Genomic DNA, 17,582 nt, shown 5'->3' with positions numbered 1-17,582 from the left:
CCGTCTTCGCCGCGCATCCCGCCCGCCCCGACGACCGGAGGGAGTGAGCGCCCATGGATTTCGGAGTCGTCCTCCAGACCAACCCGCCCGCATCGCGCACGGTGCAGCTGGCCAAGCTCGCCGAAGCGCATGGCTTCAGCCATGCATGGACCTTCGACTCCCACCTGCTGTGGGAGGAGCCGTACGTGATCTATGCCGCCATCCTCGCCGAGACCCGCAAGATCACCGTCGGACCTTTCGTCACCAACCCCGCCACCCGGGACTGGACCGTCACCGCCTCGCTGTTCGCGACCCTCAACGAGATGTACGGCAACCGCACCATCTGCGGCATCGGGCGCGGAGACTCCGCGGTGCGCGTGACCAACGGCAGACCGTCCTCCATGGCGGAACTGCGCGAATCGATCCACGTCATCCGCGAACTCGCGAACTCCCGCCCCGTCGAGTACAAGGGCTCGACGCTGCGATTCCCGTGGAGTTCCGGATCGGCACTGGATGTGTGGGTCGCCGCCTACGGCCCGATGGCCCTGAAGCTGACCGGCGAGGTCGGGGACGGGTTCATCCTGCAGCTGGCCGACCTCGATATCGCAGCGTGGATGATCCGCACCGTGAAGGAGGCCGCCGAGGCCGCCGGGCGCGACCCCGACGCGATCGCCTTCTGCGTGGCGGCACCGATGTACATCGGTGACGACGTCGCCCACATGCGCGATCAGTGCCGCTGGTTCGGCGGGATGGTGGGAAACCACGTCGCCGACATCGTCGCCAAGTACGGCCATCACGGCGATGGCGTGCCCGAAGCGCTCACCGACTACATCGCCGGCCGCAGCGGCTACGACTACAACACCCATGGACGCGCGGAGAACGACCACGTCGACTTCGTGCCCGATGAGATCGTCGACCGGTTCTGCGTGCTCGGCACCGCCGAGCAGCACATCGCCAAGCTCGCGGCACTCCGCGATCTGGGCGTGACCCAGTTCGCCGGCTACCTCCAGCACGACAACAAAGAGGAGACGATGCGCGTCTACGGCGAGACGGTCATCCCCGCGCTGCGCGAGCACGTGACGGCGAAGGCATGACGGCGGCTCGCTGGCTGGCGGTCGGATGGGGCGTCATCGGCATCCTCGTCGTCATCGGATCGTGGGAGCTCTACAAGGCGACGGGGCCCGCCGAGGGCGTCGTGGTCGGCGCCGTCGACGGCGAGACGGGCTCCGGCGTGATGATCCTGCCGCGCACGCACGATCGCGCGATGCCGCACGTGTGGGACATGATCGTGCGCCTGTTCGCCCCGACGAGCGGCGGGGACACACCACCGCTGTGGATGTCGGTGGTCGCCGCGGCCGGAGTCACCCTCGGAATCGCCGCAGTGGGATGGATGATCGGGGTGATCGTCGGCGCCGCGCTCGGCCTGATCATGCAGCGGTCACGTCTGGCCGAGTGGGGCCTTCTGCCCTGGATCGTCCTCAGCCAGATCGTCCCCCTCATCGCCTTCGCGCCGGTCGTCAACGCCATCGGGAACCAGATCGACCGCGACGTCATGCCCTGGCCGCAGTGGCTGTCCGTCGCGGTGATCGCCTCGTACCTCGCCTTCTTTCCCGTCGCCGTCGGGATGCTGCGCGGACTCGCCGCGCCCGACCCCATCCACGTCGACCTCATGCGGAGCTACTCCGCCGGCTACTGGTCGACGCTGTGGCGGCTCCGCCTGCCCGCGGCGGTTCCGCACCTGTTGCCCGCGCTGCGGCTCGCCGCGGCCAACGCGGTGCTCGGCGCCGTGGTCGCGGAGGTCTCGATCGGGATGCGCGGCGGCATCGGCCGCATGCTCATCCAGCTCGCCGGCCAGGCGTCGTCCGACCCGGCGGCACCCTGGGCACCCACCTTCGGCTCGATCGCCCTGGGACTCATCGCCGCCGGCACTGTCGCCGTCATCGGCGTGGGGTTGAAGAACTACCGCCGAGGAGAGGCCGCAGCATGAGCGTTTCCCCACCGACCACTCCCCTCGCGGTGCGCGCCGCCGGCATCGGGAAGACGTTCTCGACGGCGGGCGACGACGTGCACGCGCTCACCGGGGTCGACCTCGAGGTGGCTGCCGGCGAGTTCGTCTCGCTGATCGGTCCGTCCGGATGCGGAAAGTCCACCCTCATGCGGCTCATCGCCGACCTCGACACCCCGACCGAGGGCACGCTGGAGATCTTCGGAAAGACGCCGGAGCGGGCACGGGTCGCGCAGGACTACGGCATCGCCTTCCAGCAGGCAGGCCTCCTCCCCTGGCGCACCGTCGCGGCCAACATCGCGCTGCCACTCGAGGTTCATGGACAGGGCCGCACGGAGCGGGATGCTCGCGTGCGCGAGCTCACGCACCTCGTCGGCCTGCAGGAGTTCACGGAGCGCTATCCCGACGAGCTGTCGGGTGGCATGCAGCAGCGCGTCGCAATCGCCCGGGCCCTCGCGGCCCGTCCGAAGCTGCTGCTGATGGACGAGCCGTTCGGCGCCTTGGATGAGATGACACGCGAGTACCTGCAGGTCGAGCTCTCCGGGATCGCCGCCGAGACCGGAGCTGCCGTGGTCTTCGTCACCCACTCCATTCCCGAGGCCGTCTTCCTCTCCGATCGGGTCGTCGTGATGAGTCCCCGTCCGGGCCGCATCGCCGAGATCGTCCCGACGCACCTCGGCGGCGGACGCGACGAGGCGCTGCGCGAGTCGCCGGCCTACTTCGACCGCGTCACCGCCGTGCGGGAGGCCCTTCACGGCACGCGCGTCGAGAGGGCGAACGAACGATGACCGCCGCGGACGAGCTCACCCGCGCCGCACCCGTGGCCCGCGCGCCACGCGAACGGCCCCTGCCGCCGTGGCTGCGCATCGTCGCACCGGTCGCGGTCGGCGTGATCGGCGCGGTGCTCTGGACCCTCTGGGTCGACGTGCTCGGCACCGCCCCGCGCATGCTGCCGAGCCCCGTGGCGATCGCCGTCGAGTTCGTCACGCGGTGGCAGATCATCGCCGACGACATGATCGTCACCGCCACCAACGCCGCCGTCGGGCTGGTCGCCGGCACGGTCCTGGCCGTGCTGCTCGCCGGCCTCGCGACCGCTGTGCGCCCGATCGACGGGATGCTCGCTCCGCTCGTCGCGGCGTTGGCGGTGATTCCGATCGTCGCCCTCACCCCGCTGCTGAACACGATGTTCGGCGCCTCGAGTCAGTTCGGCCGGCAGGCGGTCGCGACGATCGCGGCGTTCGTCCCGGTGTTCGTCAACGTGGTGCGCGGCCTCCGACAGACGCGACCGGTCCATCGCGACCTGCTGCGCGCATCCGCCGCCACCGGTGCGCAGACCTTCCGCTACCTCACCCTCCCCACCGCGGTGCCGTACCTGATGACGGGACTGCGCATCGCCGCCTCCCTCGCGGTCATCGCCGCCCTGGTCGCCGAGTACTTCGGCGGCCCCGCCGACGGTGTCGGCACCTCGATCGCGACCTACGCCAAGTCGGGTCGCGCGGCTCTGGCATGGGCGTACGTGCTCGGCGGGATCCTCATCGGGCTGCTCTTCTACCTCGTCACCTCCCTGCTCGAGCGCCTCGTGACGAGGGGGCCCCGCCCCTGAGGCGACAGACCGCACCACCCGAACGGACGAACGAACCCTCACCACCCGAACCACCCCAACGAAAGAACCCGCACCACCCCGCATCACCCCGCATTTCGACACAGAACGGACTGATCCATGAGACACAGCATCCGACGCGGCATGATCGTCGCGTCCACCCTCACCGTCGCCGCGCTGACCTTCGCAGCCTGCTCGGGATCGGAGGCCGACCCCGGCACGGACACCGACTCGTCGGACTTCGAGCCGCTCACCGACATCAGCCTCCAGCTGCAGTGGCTGCCGCAGGCGCAGTTCGCCGGGTACTACCTCGCGCAGGAGATGGGCTACTTCGAGGAGGAGGGGTTCGACACGGTCGAGATCGTCCCATCCGGCGGCGACATCGTCCCGCAGGACGCGCTCGTGGCCGGCGACGTCGACTTCGCGATCGCGTGGGTGCCCAAGGTCCTCGGCACACTGGAGGCCTCCGGAGTGGAGCTCACCGACATCGCCCAGGTCTTCCAGGAATCCGGCACCCTTCAGGTGTCGTGGGCCGACGACGGCATCACCTCGGTCGCGGACTTCGAGGGCCAGCGCATCGGCTCATGGGGGTTCGGGAACGAGTGGGAGATCTTCGCCGCGATGGCCGAGGACGACCTCGACGCCACATCGGTGTCGATCACGACACAGGACTTCAGTATGAACGCGCTCCTGGACCGCGACGTCGACGCGGCCCAGGCGATGACCTACAACGAGTGGGCGCAGATCCTCGAGGTCGTCGATCCCGAAACCGGCGAGCTGTATCAGCCCGAGGACTTCAACGTCGTCTCCTATGCCGACACGCAGGGAGCCATGCTGCAGGATGCGATCTGGGCGGACACCGAACGGCTCGAGAGCGACCCCGCCTATGCCGACGCGGCGGTGCGGTTCCTCAAGGCGATCACCAAGGGGTGGCTCTACGCACGTGACAACCCGGAGGATGCCGCCGACATCGTCTACGACATCGCCTCGAACGCCGAGGCCGCCTTTTCCGTCGGACCGGTGCACCAGCTGTGGCAGATGAACGAGGTCAACAAGCTCATCTGGACCGGCGCCGACTTCGGTGTCGTCGACGCCGCCGCATGGGATCAGACCGTGGCCGGAGCGCTGGCCGCGGTCAACCAGGACGGGCTGAACCTCATCACCACCGAACCGCCCGAGACGGCCTACTCGAACGAGTACATGGAGCAGGCGCTCGCCGAACTCGCCGACGAGGGTGTCGAGGTGACCGGCGAGTACACGCCGATCGAGGTCGAGCTCACCGAAGGCGGCATGTGAGGTGACCCCGGGGTGTCCCGCCTCGATGGCCGGCGCGGGACACCCGAGGTGGCGAGCTCGTCGCCACCGGACCGCTTGACCCGACGACCCCGACCCAGGAGGGTGACGGCATGACGCACGAACTCGATGCCCGCGCGAAGGAACTCGACCGGGCCCACGTCTTCCACTCGTGGTCCGCGCAGGAGGGGCTCGATCTGCCGGTGATCGCCGGCGGATCCGGGGCGTGGGTCTGGAATCACGCCGGCGAGCGGATGCTGGATCTCAGCAGCCAACTCGTCAACGTGAACATCGGCCATCAGCATCCCGCGGTCGTCGCGGCGATCCAGGAGCAGGCGGGGCGGCTCGCGACCATCGGCCCCGCCACCGCGAATCTCCACCGAGGCGAGGCAGCCGCTCGCATCCTCGACAAGGCTCCCGATGGCTTCGCCAAGGTCTTCTTCACCAACGGCGGAGCCGACGCGAACGAGAACGCCGTGCGCATGGCGCGCCTGACCACCGGCCGCGACACGGTGCTGTCGACCTACCGCTCGTACCACGGCAACACCGGCGGCGCGATCGTCGCCACCGGCGACTGGCGGCGGATGCCCAACCAGTACGCACGAGGTCACGTGCACTTCTTCGGGCCGTACCTGTATCGCAGCGAGTTCTGGGCGACGACTCCCGAGGAGGAGTGCGAGCGTGCGCTTCACCACCTGCGGCGGGTCATCGAGTCGGAGGGACCGCAGACGATCGCCGCCGTGCTGCTGGAATCGGTCCCGGGCACGGCCGGCATCCTCGTGCCTCCGGCCGGCTACCTCGCGGGGGTCCGCCACCTGTGCGACGAGCACGGAATCGTGCTCATCCTCGACGAGGTCATGGCCGGATTCGGACGCACCGGCCAGTGGTTCGCCTTCGAGCGTCACGACATCGTGCCCGACCTCATCACCTTCGCCAAGGGGGTCAATTCGGGTTACGTCCCCGTCGGCGGCGTGATCATCAGCGAGGCGATCGCGGCGGCCTTCGACGACCGCGTCTTCCCCGGCGGTCTCACGTACTCCGGGCACCCGCTTGCGGCGGCCTCGATCATCGCGTCGATCGACGCGATGATCACGGAGGGGATCGTCGAACACGCCCGCACTGTGGGAGCCGACGTGATCGGACCGTCACTGCGCGCGCTCGCGGACGACCACGACCTCATCGGCGAGGTGCGCGGCGAGGGCGTGTTCTGGGCGGTGGAGCTCGTGGCCGACCGCGGCACTCGCGTCCCGGTGGCCGCGACCACGATGGCAGCGCTCAAGCGGGAGCTCAGCGTACGCGGGGTGATGGCGATGACCGTGGAGAACCGCATCCATGTCGTCCCACCCTGTGTGGTCACCGCCGACGACATGACCCAGGGGATGGTGGCGCTCGATGGCGCGCTCGCGGCGGTCGCGGCGTGAGGGGTTGCGCGCCGGGCGGCGCCACGCAGACTGGATGAAAGCCCCCACGAGGGGCCACTCGAGGGAGAGAGAACGATGACAGACACCACCACCCTGTCCGCCCCCGCCGGCTCGACCGAGAGGCCGATCATCGAGCACTGGGTCGCCGGCGGCCCGTGGTCCGGAGCCTCGGAGCGCTCGGGGCCCGTTTTCGATCCCGCGACCGGAGAGGTGCAGAAGCTCGTGCGCTTCGCCGCGCCCGGTGACGTCGATCACGCCGTGCGCGTTGCCCGGGAGGCCGCCGAGACCTGGCGCGATGCCAGCATCGCGAGGCGTCAGCAGGTGCTGTTTGCGTTTCGGCAGGTCGTCCACACCCGTCGAGACGAGCTTGCCCGCATCCTGACCAGCGAGCACGGGAAGGTCCTCTCCGACGCGCACGGTGAGATCGCCCGCGGCCTGGAGGTCGTGGAGTTCGCGTGCGGACTCGGACACCACACGAAGGGGGCGTACAGCGAGAACGCCTCGAGCGGCATCGATGTCTACTCGCTCCGTCAGCCGCTCGGCGTGGTCGCCGTCATCAGTCCGTTCAATTTCCCCGCGATGGTGCCCATGTGGTTCTTCTCCATCGCCATCGCCACCGGGAACGCCGTGATCCTCAAGCCGAGCGAGAAGGACCCGAGCGCGGCCAACTGGCTGGCGGCGGCGTGGACGGAGGCGGGTCTTCCGGCGGGGGTCTTCACGGTGCTCCACGGCGACAAGACCGCGGTCGACGGGCTCCTCGAGCATCCCGACATCCAGGCGGTCTCCTTCGTCGGGTCGACGCCGATCGCGAGATACGTGTACGAAACGGGAACGCGCCACGGCAAGCGCGTCCAAGCGCTCGGCGGCGCCAAGAACCACATGCTCGTGCTGCCGGACGCCGACCTCGACCTCGCCGCGGACGCCGCGGTGAGCGCCGGGTTCGGGTCGGCCGGCGAACGCTGCATGGCCATCTCGGTCGTGCTCGCGGTCGACACGATCGCCGACGCCCTCGTCGATCGGATCGCGCAGCGGATGGCGGCGCTGCGCACCGGTGACGGCACGCGCGGCTGCGACATGGGACCGCTCATCACCGCGGAGCACCGCGACAAGGTCACCGGCTATGTCGCGGTCGCCGAACAGGACGGCGCATCCGTCGTCGTCGACGGACGCGGTATCGAGGTCGACGGCGACCCGAACGGCTTCTGGCTGGGTCCGACCCTGCTCGATCGTGTGCCGACCGCATCCGCCGCCTATCGTGAGGAGATCTTCGGTCCCGTCCTGTCGGTGGTCCGCGTCGGCGGCTACGAAGAGGGACTCGATCTCATCAACGCCGGTGTGTACGGCAACGGCACCGCGATCTTCACCAACGACGGCGGCGCGGCCCGTCGCTTCCAGCGAGACGTGCAGGTGGGCATGATCGGCATCAACGTGCCGATCCCGGTCCCCGTCGCGTATCACTCCTTCGGTGGCTGGAAGGCGTCGCTGTTCGGCGATGCGAAGGCGTACGGTGTGCACGGATTCGAGTTCTACACGGCCGAGAAGGCGGTCACCTCACGATGGCTCGACCCGTCGCACGGCGGGGTCGACCTCGGGTTCCCCCAGCACACCTGACACTTTCGCCCGCGCGCCGAGGCGTACCGGATCACTCCGGGGTGTACACCTCGAGCGCGTCGGGGATGCCCTTCACCCGCAGCCGGAAGGCATCGCCGTCGCGCTGTACGAGCTCGCCGTCGTGCACGAACGACAGCTCGCCGCCCGCGGCGCGATGCACCGTGAGGTCGAGGTCGTCCAGCAGCATCCGCTCGATGTCGGACTCCGGCGGCAGCAGACGGAGGAAGCGCAGCACCGCGGTGGTCTTGCGGCCGAAGGCGAGCGATGCCACGGCGCGCGTATGCGACCCGCGTGCGTGGTGGAAGCGCACGTCGAGCCGGTCGTCGCCGAGCGTGATGCGCTGCAGCGTCGCGATGCGCGCTTCGTCGTTCGCGCCGACGCTGACGAAGACCGACCACACGCGCGCGTGCCGCCCGCCGCGCCCCACCCGGATCGGCTGCGCGTCACGCAGCTCGCGCCACGCGGCCGCGGCCCCGCCGATCCAGGTGCCGAGCCGGTCGACGCGTCGCTTGCGCTCGGCGACGAAACCGGGATGCAGCCCGAGCGTGACCGCATCGAGCACGGTGATCGGCTCGTCGTCGTCCGCCCGCACCTCGGCCACCGCGACACGGCGGCGCCGCCCGGCGAGGTAGGCGGCGAGGGCGTCGTCGACCGTCTCGATGCCGATCGCCCGCGAGAAGTGATTGAAGGTGCCGGCAGGGAGCACGAGCAGCGGAATGTCGTGGCGGCGCGCCGTGTGCGCCATCGTCGAGACCGACCCGTCTCCGCCGTGCATCGCGACGGCCGTCGGCGGGTCCTCGCAGGCCATTGCGGCATCCACCACCCGGGCGAGGTCTTCACCGTCGGCCAGGTCGTGCACGGTCGCGCCGGGCACGTGCCGCTCGATGAGGGGGCGCGGGTCGTCGTGAGAGCGGTCGCGGCCGGACTTCGGGTTCAGCACGATCAGGAGGCCGCGACCGGGGAGGGTGTCGGTCGTCACGTCGGCGACGCTACTCCCCCGGGTCGGGTGCGCCGCGGGGGTTGACGGGGTCATGACGGTTTCACCCGGGGAGCAGGGGGCGGCCCTCGTAGAACGTCTGGAGCACCACCGTCGTGCGGGTGCTCACCGAGGCGGCGAGGCGGATCTCGCGCACGAGCGTCTCGAGATGACGCGGCGTGGCGACCCGCACGAACAGCATGTAGCTGGCGGCACCTGCGATCGAATGGCACGCCTCGATCTCGTCGAGGTGCTCCAGCAGCTCCGGCGCGTTGTCGGGCTGGGCCGGATCCAGCGGGGTGATCTCGATGAACGCCGCCAGGGGCCGACCCACCGCCTCCGGGTCGACGACCGCGCGATAGCCGGCGATCACACCCCGCGCCTCCAGCTTGCGTACACGCGCCTGCACCGCCGAGACCGACAGACCGACCGCGGCCGACAGATCGGCCAAGGTACCTCGCGGGTCGAGGGAGACAGCACGCACGACGCGCGCATCCGTCTCGTCATCGAGCCGGACGCCGACCGGAGGAACGTCTGCTGCCATCCCGCAATGGTACGCGTCGAAGCGGTATGCAGCAGGAAAATTTCCGGTTCATGAACGATATTGCGGAAGCAAATCTAGACTCGCGGCACATCGATGATCGGAGGCTCCGTTGTCCGCGCCCACGCTCGCCCCTCGCTTCACCCCCGTCGACCGGGCCGACCGTGCCGAGATGTCGGCTGCCTGGCTCGCTCTGAGAGACGCCGCGACCGCCCTGCAGACGCTGCAGGCGACCGACGGTTCCATCCCTGATGCGTCGCAGCATGCCACCGCCCACGCCCACCTCGAGACGATCGTGTGCGCTATCGAGGCTCTCGCGCCTGCTTTCCCCCACGACGCCGACTACCTCGCCGCCTCGGCGCTGGACGCGCGACGGTGGGCCGGTGAGAACTTCGGCGTGCCGGACTTCCTCGACTCCCTCGTCGCATTCCAGCCGCAGCGGCATCGCATCGACGGCGTGCGCCACCTCGTGGTGTTTCCGATGTACACCCAGAACGGCTCGCCGGACCGCCATCTCGAGGCGCTGATCGTCGAGGCGATCTGGCCCGAGGCGATCGCGCGGCTGGAGGCCGACTACACCAACCGGCTGTTCGTGTCGCTGCGCCTGATCGACTTCACGCCCGGATACGACACCAACTCCGCGGTGCTGTTCCCCGAGACGATCGCCATGCGCGAGATCCCGGCCTTCACGTGGGGCGCGATCTTCCAGGACCGCGAGGCGGCGCGCTTCCGACGGGTCACCCGGTCGGCGGCCGAGATCACGAAGCTGGAGCTCCCCCCGGAGGCCGCGCGCATGCTCGATGACCAGGAGCTCACCGAACTCACGTTCGTGATGTGGGACCTCATCCACGACCGCACGCACATGCGCGGCGACCTGCCATTCGATCCGTTCATGATCAAACAGCGCATGCCGTACTTCCTCTACTCCCTGGAGGAGCTGCGGTGCGACCTCACCGCCTTCCGGGAGTGCGTCGCGCTCGAAGCCCGCTACGCGAAGCGCGACGACCTCGACGACACCGAAAGACGGCTGCTCGAACACGCCCGGCTCGTGCAGTACGCCGTGATCTTCGACCGCATCTTCCGATTCGCCGTGACCGGCTCTCGCGTGCGCAACTACGACGGACTGGGCGGACAGCTGCTGTTCGCGTGGCTGCACCAGCGCCGCGTGCTGCACTGGACCGACACCGCCCTCACCGTCGAGTGGGAAGAGGTCGCCGCCGCCGTGCTCGCACTGGGAGACGCCGTCGACGACCTGTACTGGCGCTCGATCGACCGCCCGAAGACCGCTCACTGGCTCGCCGCCTACGACCTCGTGAGCTCGGTCCTCACGCCGAACCCCGCCTCACGGTGGGCACGCGGGCTTTCGGACGAGATCCTCGCGGGTCCGCCGCGCGGCTACACCGACGCGGTGCTCGAAGACGAGTTCCCCCTGTCGATGTTCTACGAGGCGCTCGAGAAGAAGATGCGGCCCGTCATCGCATCCACGAGCGGAATCCGCGGCACGGATGCGTGACGGCGGCGTGACGGAACCGTGCGCGTGACGGCAGCGTGCGCGTGACGGCAGCGTGACAGGCGCCCTCGCTCACGTGCCGGGCTGCGGCACCGGACCCGTGGGCGGGGACGGATCCGCTGCCACCGGCACCGATTCCTGCGCGCCGGCGTACTCCGCCGAGAGCGTTCGATAGGACCGGGTCGTGAAGGCCAGGAGCGCGATGACCACCATCGCCAACCCGGCGAAGAAGAACACCATCGCGATGCCGCGCGCCTGCCCGTCACCCAGCAGCCATCCCCACGCGGCGATGCCCGCCGGCGAATCCATGTAGGGGATGATCGCGAACTCGGCGATGGGGGCGATGAGGAACGCCGTGACCGGAGCCGCCGCCGACTCGAACGCGGCCGCGAACCCGAACACACGACCCTGGCGCGCGTAGGGGACGACCTTCTGGATGACGGTCTGCTCGGCCGCCTCGACGGCGGGGATCAGCATCATGTAGACCCAGATGCCGAGCGCGTACAGCCACCACCAGTCCCGGATGGTGAAGAGGGCGCCGAGCACGCCCATCGCCACCACGACCAGCAGCATCGTGCGGATCGGATTGCGACCGAGGCCGAATTTCGCGATGACGAGTCCGCCGATGATGAATCCGGTGGCGGCGACGCCGAACACGACGCCCCAGATCTCCACCTCGAACAGGGTTAGCCCGTACGGGTCCATCAGAGCCATGTAGACCCCGCCGATGAGGTTGTTGAAGGTGGAGAAGATGATGAGGGCGAACAGGCCCTGCGCGGCGCGGACGGCGGCGATGCTGCCGGCGAGATCGATGAGCGAGGTGCGCCCCGGCTCCACCACCGGCTGCTCCTCGGGAATACGCAGGAAAAGCAGGTGCGCGAGGGCGGCCGCGGTGGCGACCAGGGCGATCACGAGCGTCCATCCCATGCCGAGGAAGCCGATCGCAAGTCCCGAGAACACGCTCGTGATGATGAAGGCGATCCCCTGCACGGTGCCCACGAGGCCGTTGGCGTTCGCGTGCCGCTCGACCGGGGTGAGCAGCGTGACCGTGGTCGACAGGGCGATGTTGCGCATGTGCTCGACGACGGATCCGAAGAGGATGATCCCCGCGAAGAGCCAGAACCACGGTCCGCCGAGGTCGACCAGGGCGGACTCCGGCTGAGCGAGATACAAGGCGCCGGCGACGAGGAAGGACGCCAGGGTGATCAGACTCGACAGGATCATGACGCGATGCTTGCGATGCCGATCGACCAGGGTGCCGAAGATCATCGCGAAGAAGGCGATGAAGAGCATGTACGCGCCACCGATGATGCCCGTGGCGAGCACCGAGCGCGTCTCGAGGTAGACCCAGAACGTCAGCGCGAACCACAGGAAGCTCGTGGTGATGTTGGCGAACGCCGTGTTCACGAGCACGTGCAGGAACGTGCGCATGCCGTTCGGCGGCGGCACGACCGTCGCCGGGGCGCTCGACGCCGGATCAGGGGTCATGGGGTGAGGGTAGACCCGGGCACCGACATCCGACAGACCTCCGGCCGACGACCACCGGCACCGGACGCGTACGCTGGATCTCCGTGACTCCCCTCCACGACACCGCCGTGCGCGGCTTCGCCTCCGACAACTACTCCGGCGTGCATCCGGAGGTGCTGGCGGCCATCGCCGCCGCGAACGAGGGTCACCAGATCGCCTACGGCGAGGACCGCTACACCACGCGGCTGCAGGAGGTCTTCCGCACCCACCTCGGCGACGGGGTCGAGGCCTACCCCGTCTTCAACGGCACCGGCGCCAACGTCGTGGGCCTGCAGTCGATGCTGCCCCGGTGGGGTGCGGTGATCGCGGCATCCACCGCCCACATCAACGTCGACGAGGGCGGAGCGCCCGAGAAGGTCGCGGGCGTGAAGATCCTGAACGTGCCGACCGACGACGGCAAGCTCACCGCCGACCTCATCGACCTCGAGGCCTGGGGGTGGGGCGACGAGCACCGATCGCAGCCGCTGGCGGTCTCGATCACGCAGTCCACCGAGCTCGGCACGCTCTACACGCCCGACGAGGTGCGGGCGATCGCCGACCACGCGCACAGCCACGGCATGCGCCTGCACATGGACGGGGCCCGCATCGCCAACGCAGCGGCCGCCCTCGACGTGCCCCTGCGCGCCTTCACCCGCGACGCGGGGGTGGACGTGCTGAGCTTCGGCGGCACCAAGAACGGGGCGATGCTCGGCGAGGCGATCGTCGTGCTCGACCCCGAGGCCTCGAGCGGCCTGCCGTACCTGCGCAAGCTGAACATGCAGCTGTCGTCGAAGATGCGCTTCGTGTCGGCACAGCTGATCGCGCTGCTCGAGGACGACCTGTGGCTGCGGAACGCCCGGCACTCCAACGCGATGGCGCAGCGCCTGCGCTCCGGCGTCGAGGCGGGCCTCGCCGACGGCTCGATCCGCGGAGTCGGGTTCACGCAGCGGACGCAGGCGAACGGCGTGTTCGCGACGCTGCCGGCCGGCGTTGCCGATCGACTGCGCGAGTCCTTCCGCTTCTACGACTGGGATGCCGCGCGAAGCGAAGTGCGCTGGATGTGCTCCTTCGACACGACCGAAGCCGACGTCGACGCGTTCGTGGCCGCGATCGCGCGGGAGACCTCCGCGGCCTGACCCCACGCGCAGACGCCGGTCCGAGACGCCGGGACAACCGGCGCGGATGTACCGGGTACCCGTCAGCCGCGGGCGGGCTTGCCGGACAGCCAGGACCACACCGACGGGCGCCAGTGATCCGCCACGTACTGCACGGCCTCGTCGACGCCCAGTGAGCGGGTCGAGTTCCCCACGCGAACCCACAGGTCCGTCGAGCCGCCGTCCTTCGCGCGCACGAGGAAGACCGGCTTCGGCGAGGGCGGGCAGCTCACCGCGCACACGGCGGCGCCCGCATCCCCCACCGGGGCGAACTGGATGTGCGGCAGCGCCGCGGCGTTTCGACCGAGGAGCGTGGACAGCAGGTCGCGCAGCCACAGCTCGAAGCGGTCGTGATCCGGGGTGCGCAGGGTGGCCAGGTCGCGATCCAGCCCCACGGCGTGACCGTCGTCGTTCGCCCCGATCAACAGCACGCCACCCGAGCTGTTGAGGAATGCCGCGACCGTCTTGGCGATCGCGAGCTCCATGCGCGCGTCCTTCTTGTCCTCGCGCACGTTCCAGCGCGCGGTCTCCTTGAACTCGACGCGATCGGACTCACCCGAGGCGAGCAGCGCGGGAACGTCGACGTCGCGCAGCCCGCGCCCCCACGCCGTCGCGACGGCGGCGACGACGAACGACAGCCCGAGGCTCGTGCCGAACGCGAGCAGGATGGTCGTCGGCATCCACAGCCGCAGACCCGCGAAGAGCCATCCGGCGATGAAGATCCCGACGCTCAGGCCCATGAGCGACACGATCGTCATCGTGCGGATCTCCAGGCGCAGCCGCCGGCCGAAGAGCCGACGCATGACCCGGGCGATCACATAGGCGAGACCCAGGACGATGGGGATCGCCACGGCGAAATCGACCAGCAGCGGGCTGTACGGCATCCGTCGCGTCCCGGGTCAGCGCAGGCAGCCGACGCTCGCGAGCGCCTGACGGATGAGGGTGGCCCGGCCGCCCTCCATCTCGTCGGCGAGCGCGTCGGAGGCCGCTTCCTCGGGACTCATCCACGTGACCTCGAGGGCGTCCTGGCGCGGTTCGCACGTGCCGGTGACGGGCACGACGAACGCGAGCGAGACCGCGTGCTGGCGATCGTCGTGGAAGGCGCTCACCCCGGGGATCGGGAAGTACTCGGCCACGGTGAACGGCACCGGCTGCGGCGGGAGGAGGGGGAAGGCCATCGGTCCGAGATCGTTCTCGAGATGGCGGAAGAGCGCGTCGCGGACGGTCTCGCCGTAGCGCACCCGGCCGCTCACGATGGACCGGGTGATCTCACCGACCGGCGTCGCGCGCAGGAGGATGCCGATCTCGGTGACCGCCCCCATGCCGTCGGTGCGCACCGGCACCGCCTCGACGTAGAGCATCGGCAGGCGGCGACGCGCCTCGGCGAGTTCGACCTCGCTCAGCCATCCGGGATTCGAGGCGCTGCCCGCATCGCCGCCCAGATCGCGCAGCGGATCGCGCAGCGTGCCGTCGTCGTCCCGGTCGTTCGGGTCGGGATCAGGCGTGCGGACCGGCATGCCTCCTGTATACCCCACCGTCCGTCGCGGCGCGTGTCGGGACGGCCTGCAACAATATCCGGATGACCGCCGAGAGCCCGAACACGCCCGTGCTCGACCACGACGTCGTGCTGTGGTCGGCCGACGAGTCCGCGCGCGCCGGACGCCCGCTGCTGGTCCTCCTCCACGGCTACGGCTCGCACGAGGGCGACCTGTTCGGCCTCGTGCCCTACCTGCCCGATGGATTCGCCTACGCCGCTGTGCGCGCCCCGCTTGCGCCGCCATGGCCCACCCCCGGGCACTCGTGGTACCCCATCGAGGGTCTCGACGGCCGAGACCCGGCCCACGTGACCGCCGCCGCATCCGCTCTCGTCTCGTGGGTCGATCGGGTCGCTCCGGATGCGCCGGTCGGGCTGCTGGGCTTCTCCCAGGGCGGCGCCGTCTCGCTGCAGGCGCTGCGGCTGCAGCCCGAGCGCTTCGCCTTCGCGGTCAACCTCTCCGGCTATGCCACTCCGGGCGAGCTCGCCGGAGACGCCGTCATGGCCGAGAACCGGCCGCCGGTGTTCTGGGGGCGCGGGGCGGCCGACGAGGTGATCCCCGGCTTCCTCGTCGACCACACCACGCAGTGGCTGCCCGGTCACAGCGACCTCAGCGGTCGCGTGTACCCGGGGCTGACGCACAGCGTCTCCGAGCAGGAGATGGCCGACGTGCGGGTCTTCCTCGAGAAGCAGCTCGAGTCGCTGTCGGACTGAGCGAGTCGGTCAGTCCGACGCGCCGCGGTCCCCGTCATCGTCGCGATCGCGCTTCTTCCGGCGGTCCGCCTCCGCCGCGCCGAACGCGAGCGAGAAGGCGACGCCGATCCCGATGCCGATCGCAAGACCCGCGCCGATGTTGTCGAGCGCGACGCCGAAGGCGATACCGAGCCCGATGCCGATCGCGAGACCGGCGGCGTTGAACGGCGGGAAGGAGCGCCCGCCGTCGTCCTGCGGCTTCTGCTGATCCGTCATGATCACGACGCTACGAGGCGCGCGCCCGGCGCACATCCCCCCTGCGCGGGAGACGCATCCGACGCCGGGCGGGGCGTCTCCGACCCGGGGCTTGCCGGGGTGCGGCCGACCCCGCTATCGTCATGGCGTCCCTGTTCCCGACGTCTGGACGACCGGTGAAGACCCTCGACGATCTCGCGACCATCTCGCGCTGACCGTCGCCCGCGCCCGCCCTTCGGCGGGCCATTCCCACAGGAGCCGTGGACCGCCGCATTCCGCGGCGCCGTGTGTCAGTGCGTTCCGCCGACACTCGAAGGGGCCTCATGCCCGCGCATCCGCACACCTCCGCGGTCGTCCTCGACCGCCTCTGCTTCACCTGGTCAGACGGCTCCCCCGCGCTCGACGACGTCTCCGGAGCGATCGGCGAGGGCCGCACCGGACTCGTCGGGCGCAACGGGTCGGGCAAGTCGACACTGCTGCGCCTGATCGCGGGCGAGATCGCCCCCGCATCCGGATGTGCGTCGCGAGAAGCGGCAGCGCATCGAGGCCGAGACGACCATCGCGCGTCGGCGGGCGGTGGGCGCCAAGGCCGAGCGCGAGAAGCGCGTGCCGCCGATCGTCGCCGGCAACCGCAAACGCGCCGCCCAGGTCTCGGCCGGTCGACTTCGCACCGAGAGCCGGGAGAAGGAGGCGAGAGCCCGCGCGGCCCTCGATGAGGCCGAACGGCGCGTGCGCGACGACGACGCCATCCGAATCGACCTGCCCGACCCCGGCGTTCCCGCCGGCCGGCGCATCGCCACCCTCAACGACGGCGATCGCACGTGGGTCGTGCAGGGGCCCGAGCGCGTCGCGCTCATCGGTCCGAACGGCGCCGGCAAGACCACGCTGCTGGAGCAGATCGTCTCGCCCGCCGTTCACAACTCCTCACGAACGGCGTTCGAGGGGCCTGATCCGACGGATTCCGGGCGTAAGAGCCCGGATCTGAGGAGTTGCGTACGCGCGGAGGCGCTCACCGACCGGATCGGCTATCTGCCGCAGCGGGTGGACGGCCTCGACGAGGACGCGACGGTTCTGCAGAACGTGCGCGATGCAGCCGCGAACGTGTCTCCGGCCGAGGTGCGGAACCGGCTCGCGCGGTTCCTCATCCGCGGCGCGGCGGTCGAGCGACCCGTGTCGACGCTCTCGGGCGGAGAGAGATTCCGCGTCGCCCTCGCGCGTCTGCTGCTGGCCGATCCACCCCAGCAGCTGCTGGTGCTCGACGAGCCCACGAACAACCTCGACCTCGACACCGTCGATCAGCTGGTCGACGCCCTCCGGGCGTACCGCGGTGCCGTACTGGTGGTCAGCCACGACGACGCCTTCCTCGCCCGCATCGGCGTCGGCCTCACCCTGGAGCTGCGCGGTGGCTCCCTGCGCGAGGGCGCTCTGCGCCAGGGCTCTCTGCGCGAGGTGTGACCGGCACGGGGCGTGCCGCGTTCGGCCGACACGGCGTCGGTTCATAACT

16 protein-coding genes and 2 pseudogenes are annotated in these 17,582 nt (G+C 70.0%); 12 read left to right on the top strand and 6 right to left on the bottom strand.

The window, feature by feature from the left end:
- Positions 1-53: 53 nt before the first annotated feature.
- The 7 genes from IM777_RS02525 (at position 54) to IM777_RS02495 (ending at position 7,909) form a co-directional block, all read left to right on the top strand.
- Positions 54-1,073 (top strand): TIGR03842 family LLM class F420-dependent oxidoreductase, encoded by a 1,020-nt coding sequence (locus IM777_RS02525; protein ID WP_194384521.1) that lies wholly within the window; start codon positions 54-56, stop codon positions 1,071-1,073.
- Positions 1,070-1,966, top strand: a complete 897-nt coding sequence (locus IM777_RS02520) for an ABC transporter permease (protein WP_194384520.1) — start codon at positions 1,070-1,072, stop codon at positions 1,964-1,966. The genes IM777_RS02525 and IM777_RS02520 overlap by 4 nt, the downstream gene beginning before the upstream one ends.
- Positions 1,963-2,772, top strand: coding sequence for an ABC transporter ATP-binding protein (locus IM777_RS02515; protein WP_071044075.1), 810 nt, complete (start codon positions 1,963-1,965; stop codon positions 2,770-2,772). Before IM777_RS02520 ends, IM777_RS02515 begins: the two co-directional genes overlap by 4 nt.
- Positions 2,769-3,587, top strand: a complete 819-nt coding sequence (locus IM777_RS02510; protein WP_194384519.1) for an ABC transporter permease — start codon at positions 2,769-2,771, stop codon at positions 3,585-3,587. Before IM777_RS02515 ends, IM777_RS02510 begins: the two co-directional genes overlap by 4 nt.
- A gap of 117 nt (positions 3,588-3,704) precedes the next feature.
- Complete coding sequence (locus IM777_RS02505) at positions 3,705-4,880, top strand: ABC transporter substrate-binding protein (protein WP_194384518.1); 1,176 nt, start codon at positions 3,705-3,707, stop codon at positions 4,878-4,880.
- Between the two features lie 110 nt (positions 4,881-4,990).
- A complete protein-coding gene (locus IM777_RS02500; protein ID WP_194384517.1) occupies positions 4,991-6,298 on the top strand; it encodes an aspartate aminotransferase family protein in 1,308 nt (435 codons plus the stop codon).
- Between the two features lie 75 nt (positions 6,299-6,373).
- Positions 6,374-7,909, top strand: coding sequence for a CoA-acylating methylmalonate-semialdehyde dehydrogenase (locus IM777_RS02495; RefSeq protein ID WP_194384516.1), 1,536 nt, complete (start codon positions 6,374-6,376; stop codon positions 7,907-7,909).
- A 31-nt stretch (positions 7,910-7,940) separates the two neighbouring features.
- Here the strand turns inward: IM777_RS02495 and IM777_RS02490 are convergent, their stop codons facing one another.
- Both IM777_RS02490 and IM777_RS02485 read right to left on the bottom strand, forming a co-directional pair.
- A complete protein-coding gene (locus IM777_RS02490) occupies positions 7,941-8,888 on the bottom strand; it encodes a diacylglycerol/lipid kinase family protein (RefSeq protein ID WP_228480918.1) in 948 nt (315 codons plus the stop codon).
- Positions 8,889-8,949: 61 nt separating this feature from the next.
- Positions 8,950-9,429 (bottom strand): Lrp/AsnC family transcriptional regulator, encoded by a 480-nt coding sequence (locus IM777_RS02485; protein WP_194384514.1) that lies wholly within the window; start codon positions 9,427-9,429, stop codon positions 8,950-8,952.
- 169 nt (positions 9,430-9,598) lie between these two features.
- On the opposite strand from IM777_RS02485, the gene IM777_RS02480 reads away from it, so the two are divergent.
- Positions 9,599-10,939: a DUF6421 family protein gene (locus tag IM777_RS02480; protein WP_228481203.1), complete on the top strand. Its 1,341-nt coding sequence runs from the start codon at positions 9,599-9,601 to the stop codon at positions 10,937-10,939.
- Positions 10,940-11,008: 69 nt separating this feature from the next.
- Here IM777_RS02480 and IM777_RS02475 read toward each other — a convergent pair whose 3' ends face one another.
- A complete protein-coding gene (locus IM777_RS02475; RefSeq protein ID WP_272872944.1) occupies positions 11,009-12,424 on the bottom strand; it encodes an MFS transporter in 1,416 nt (471 codons plus the stop codon).
- Between the two features lie 83 nt (positions 12,425-12,507).
- On the opposite strand from IM777_RS02475, the gene IM777_RS02470 reads away from it, so the two are divergent.
- Positions 12,508-13,578 (top strand): threonine aldolase family protein, encoded by a 1,071-nt coding sequence (locus tag IM777_RS02470; RefSeq protein ID WP_194384512.1) that lies wholly within the window; start codon positions 12,508-12,510, stop codon positions 13,576-13,578.
- A 62-nt stretch (positions 13,579-13,640) separates the two neighbouring features.
- Here IM777_RS02470 and IM777_RS02465 read toward each other — a convergent pair whose 3' ends face one another.
- Together IM777_RS02465 and IM777_RS02460 are read right to left on the bottom strand one after the other, a co-directional pair.
- A complete protein-coding gene (locus IM777_RS02465; protein ID WP_228480917.1) occupies positions 13,641-14,480 on the bottom strand; it encodes an AlbA family DNA-binding domain-containing protein in 840 nt (279 codons plus the stop codon).
- A 15-nt stretch (positions 14,481-14,495) separates the two neighbouring features.
- Positions 14,496-15,113, bottom strand: a complete 618-nt coding sequence (locus IM777_RS02460) for an NUDIX hydrolase family protein (protein WP_194384511.1) — start codon at positions 15,111-15,113, stop codon at positions 14,496-14,498.
- 62 nt (positions 15,114-15,175) lie between these two features.
- Between IM777_RS02460 and IM777_RS02455 the strand changes: the two genes are divergently transcribed.
- Positions 15,176-15,844, top strand: coding sequence for an alpha/beta hydrolase (locus IM777_RS02455; RefSeq protein WP_194384510.1), 669 nt, complete (start codon positions 15,176-15,178; stop codon positions 15,842-15,844).
- A 9-nt stretch (positions 15,845-15,853) separates the two neighbouring features.
- Here IM777_RS02455 and IM777_RS02450 read toward each other — a convergent pair whose 3' ends face one another.
- Positions 15,854-16,099: a hypothetical protein gene (locus IM777_RS02450; protein WP_194384509.1), complete on the bottom strand. Its 246-nt coding sequence runs from the start codon at positions 16,097-16,099 to the stop codon at positions 15,854-15,856.
- A gap of 302 nt (positions 16,100-16,401) precedes the next feature.
- Here IM777_RS02450 and IM777_RS17545 point away from each other — a divergent pair.
- Positions 16,402-16,554, top strand: a pseudogene (locus tag IM777_RS17545) (hypothetical protein); the annotation flags it as partial.
- 13 nt (positions 16,555-16,567) lie between these two features.
- A pseudogene (locus tag IM777_RS02445) lies at positions 16,568-17,533 on the top strand (ATP-binding cassette domain-containing protein); the annotation flags it as partial.
- Positions 17,534-17,582 lie beyond the last annotated feature (49 nt).

Source organism: Microbacterium luteum, assembly GCF_015277875.1.
Classification (GTDB): domain Bacteria; phylum Actinomycetota; class Actinomycetes; order Actinomycetales; family Microbacteriaceae; genus Microbacterium; species Microbacterium luteum.
The sequence above is the reverse complement of the archived record's forward strand: the minus strand, read 5'-3'. Positions and strand labels throughout refer to the sequence as shown.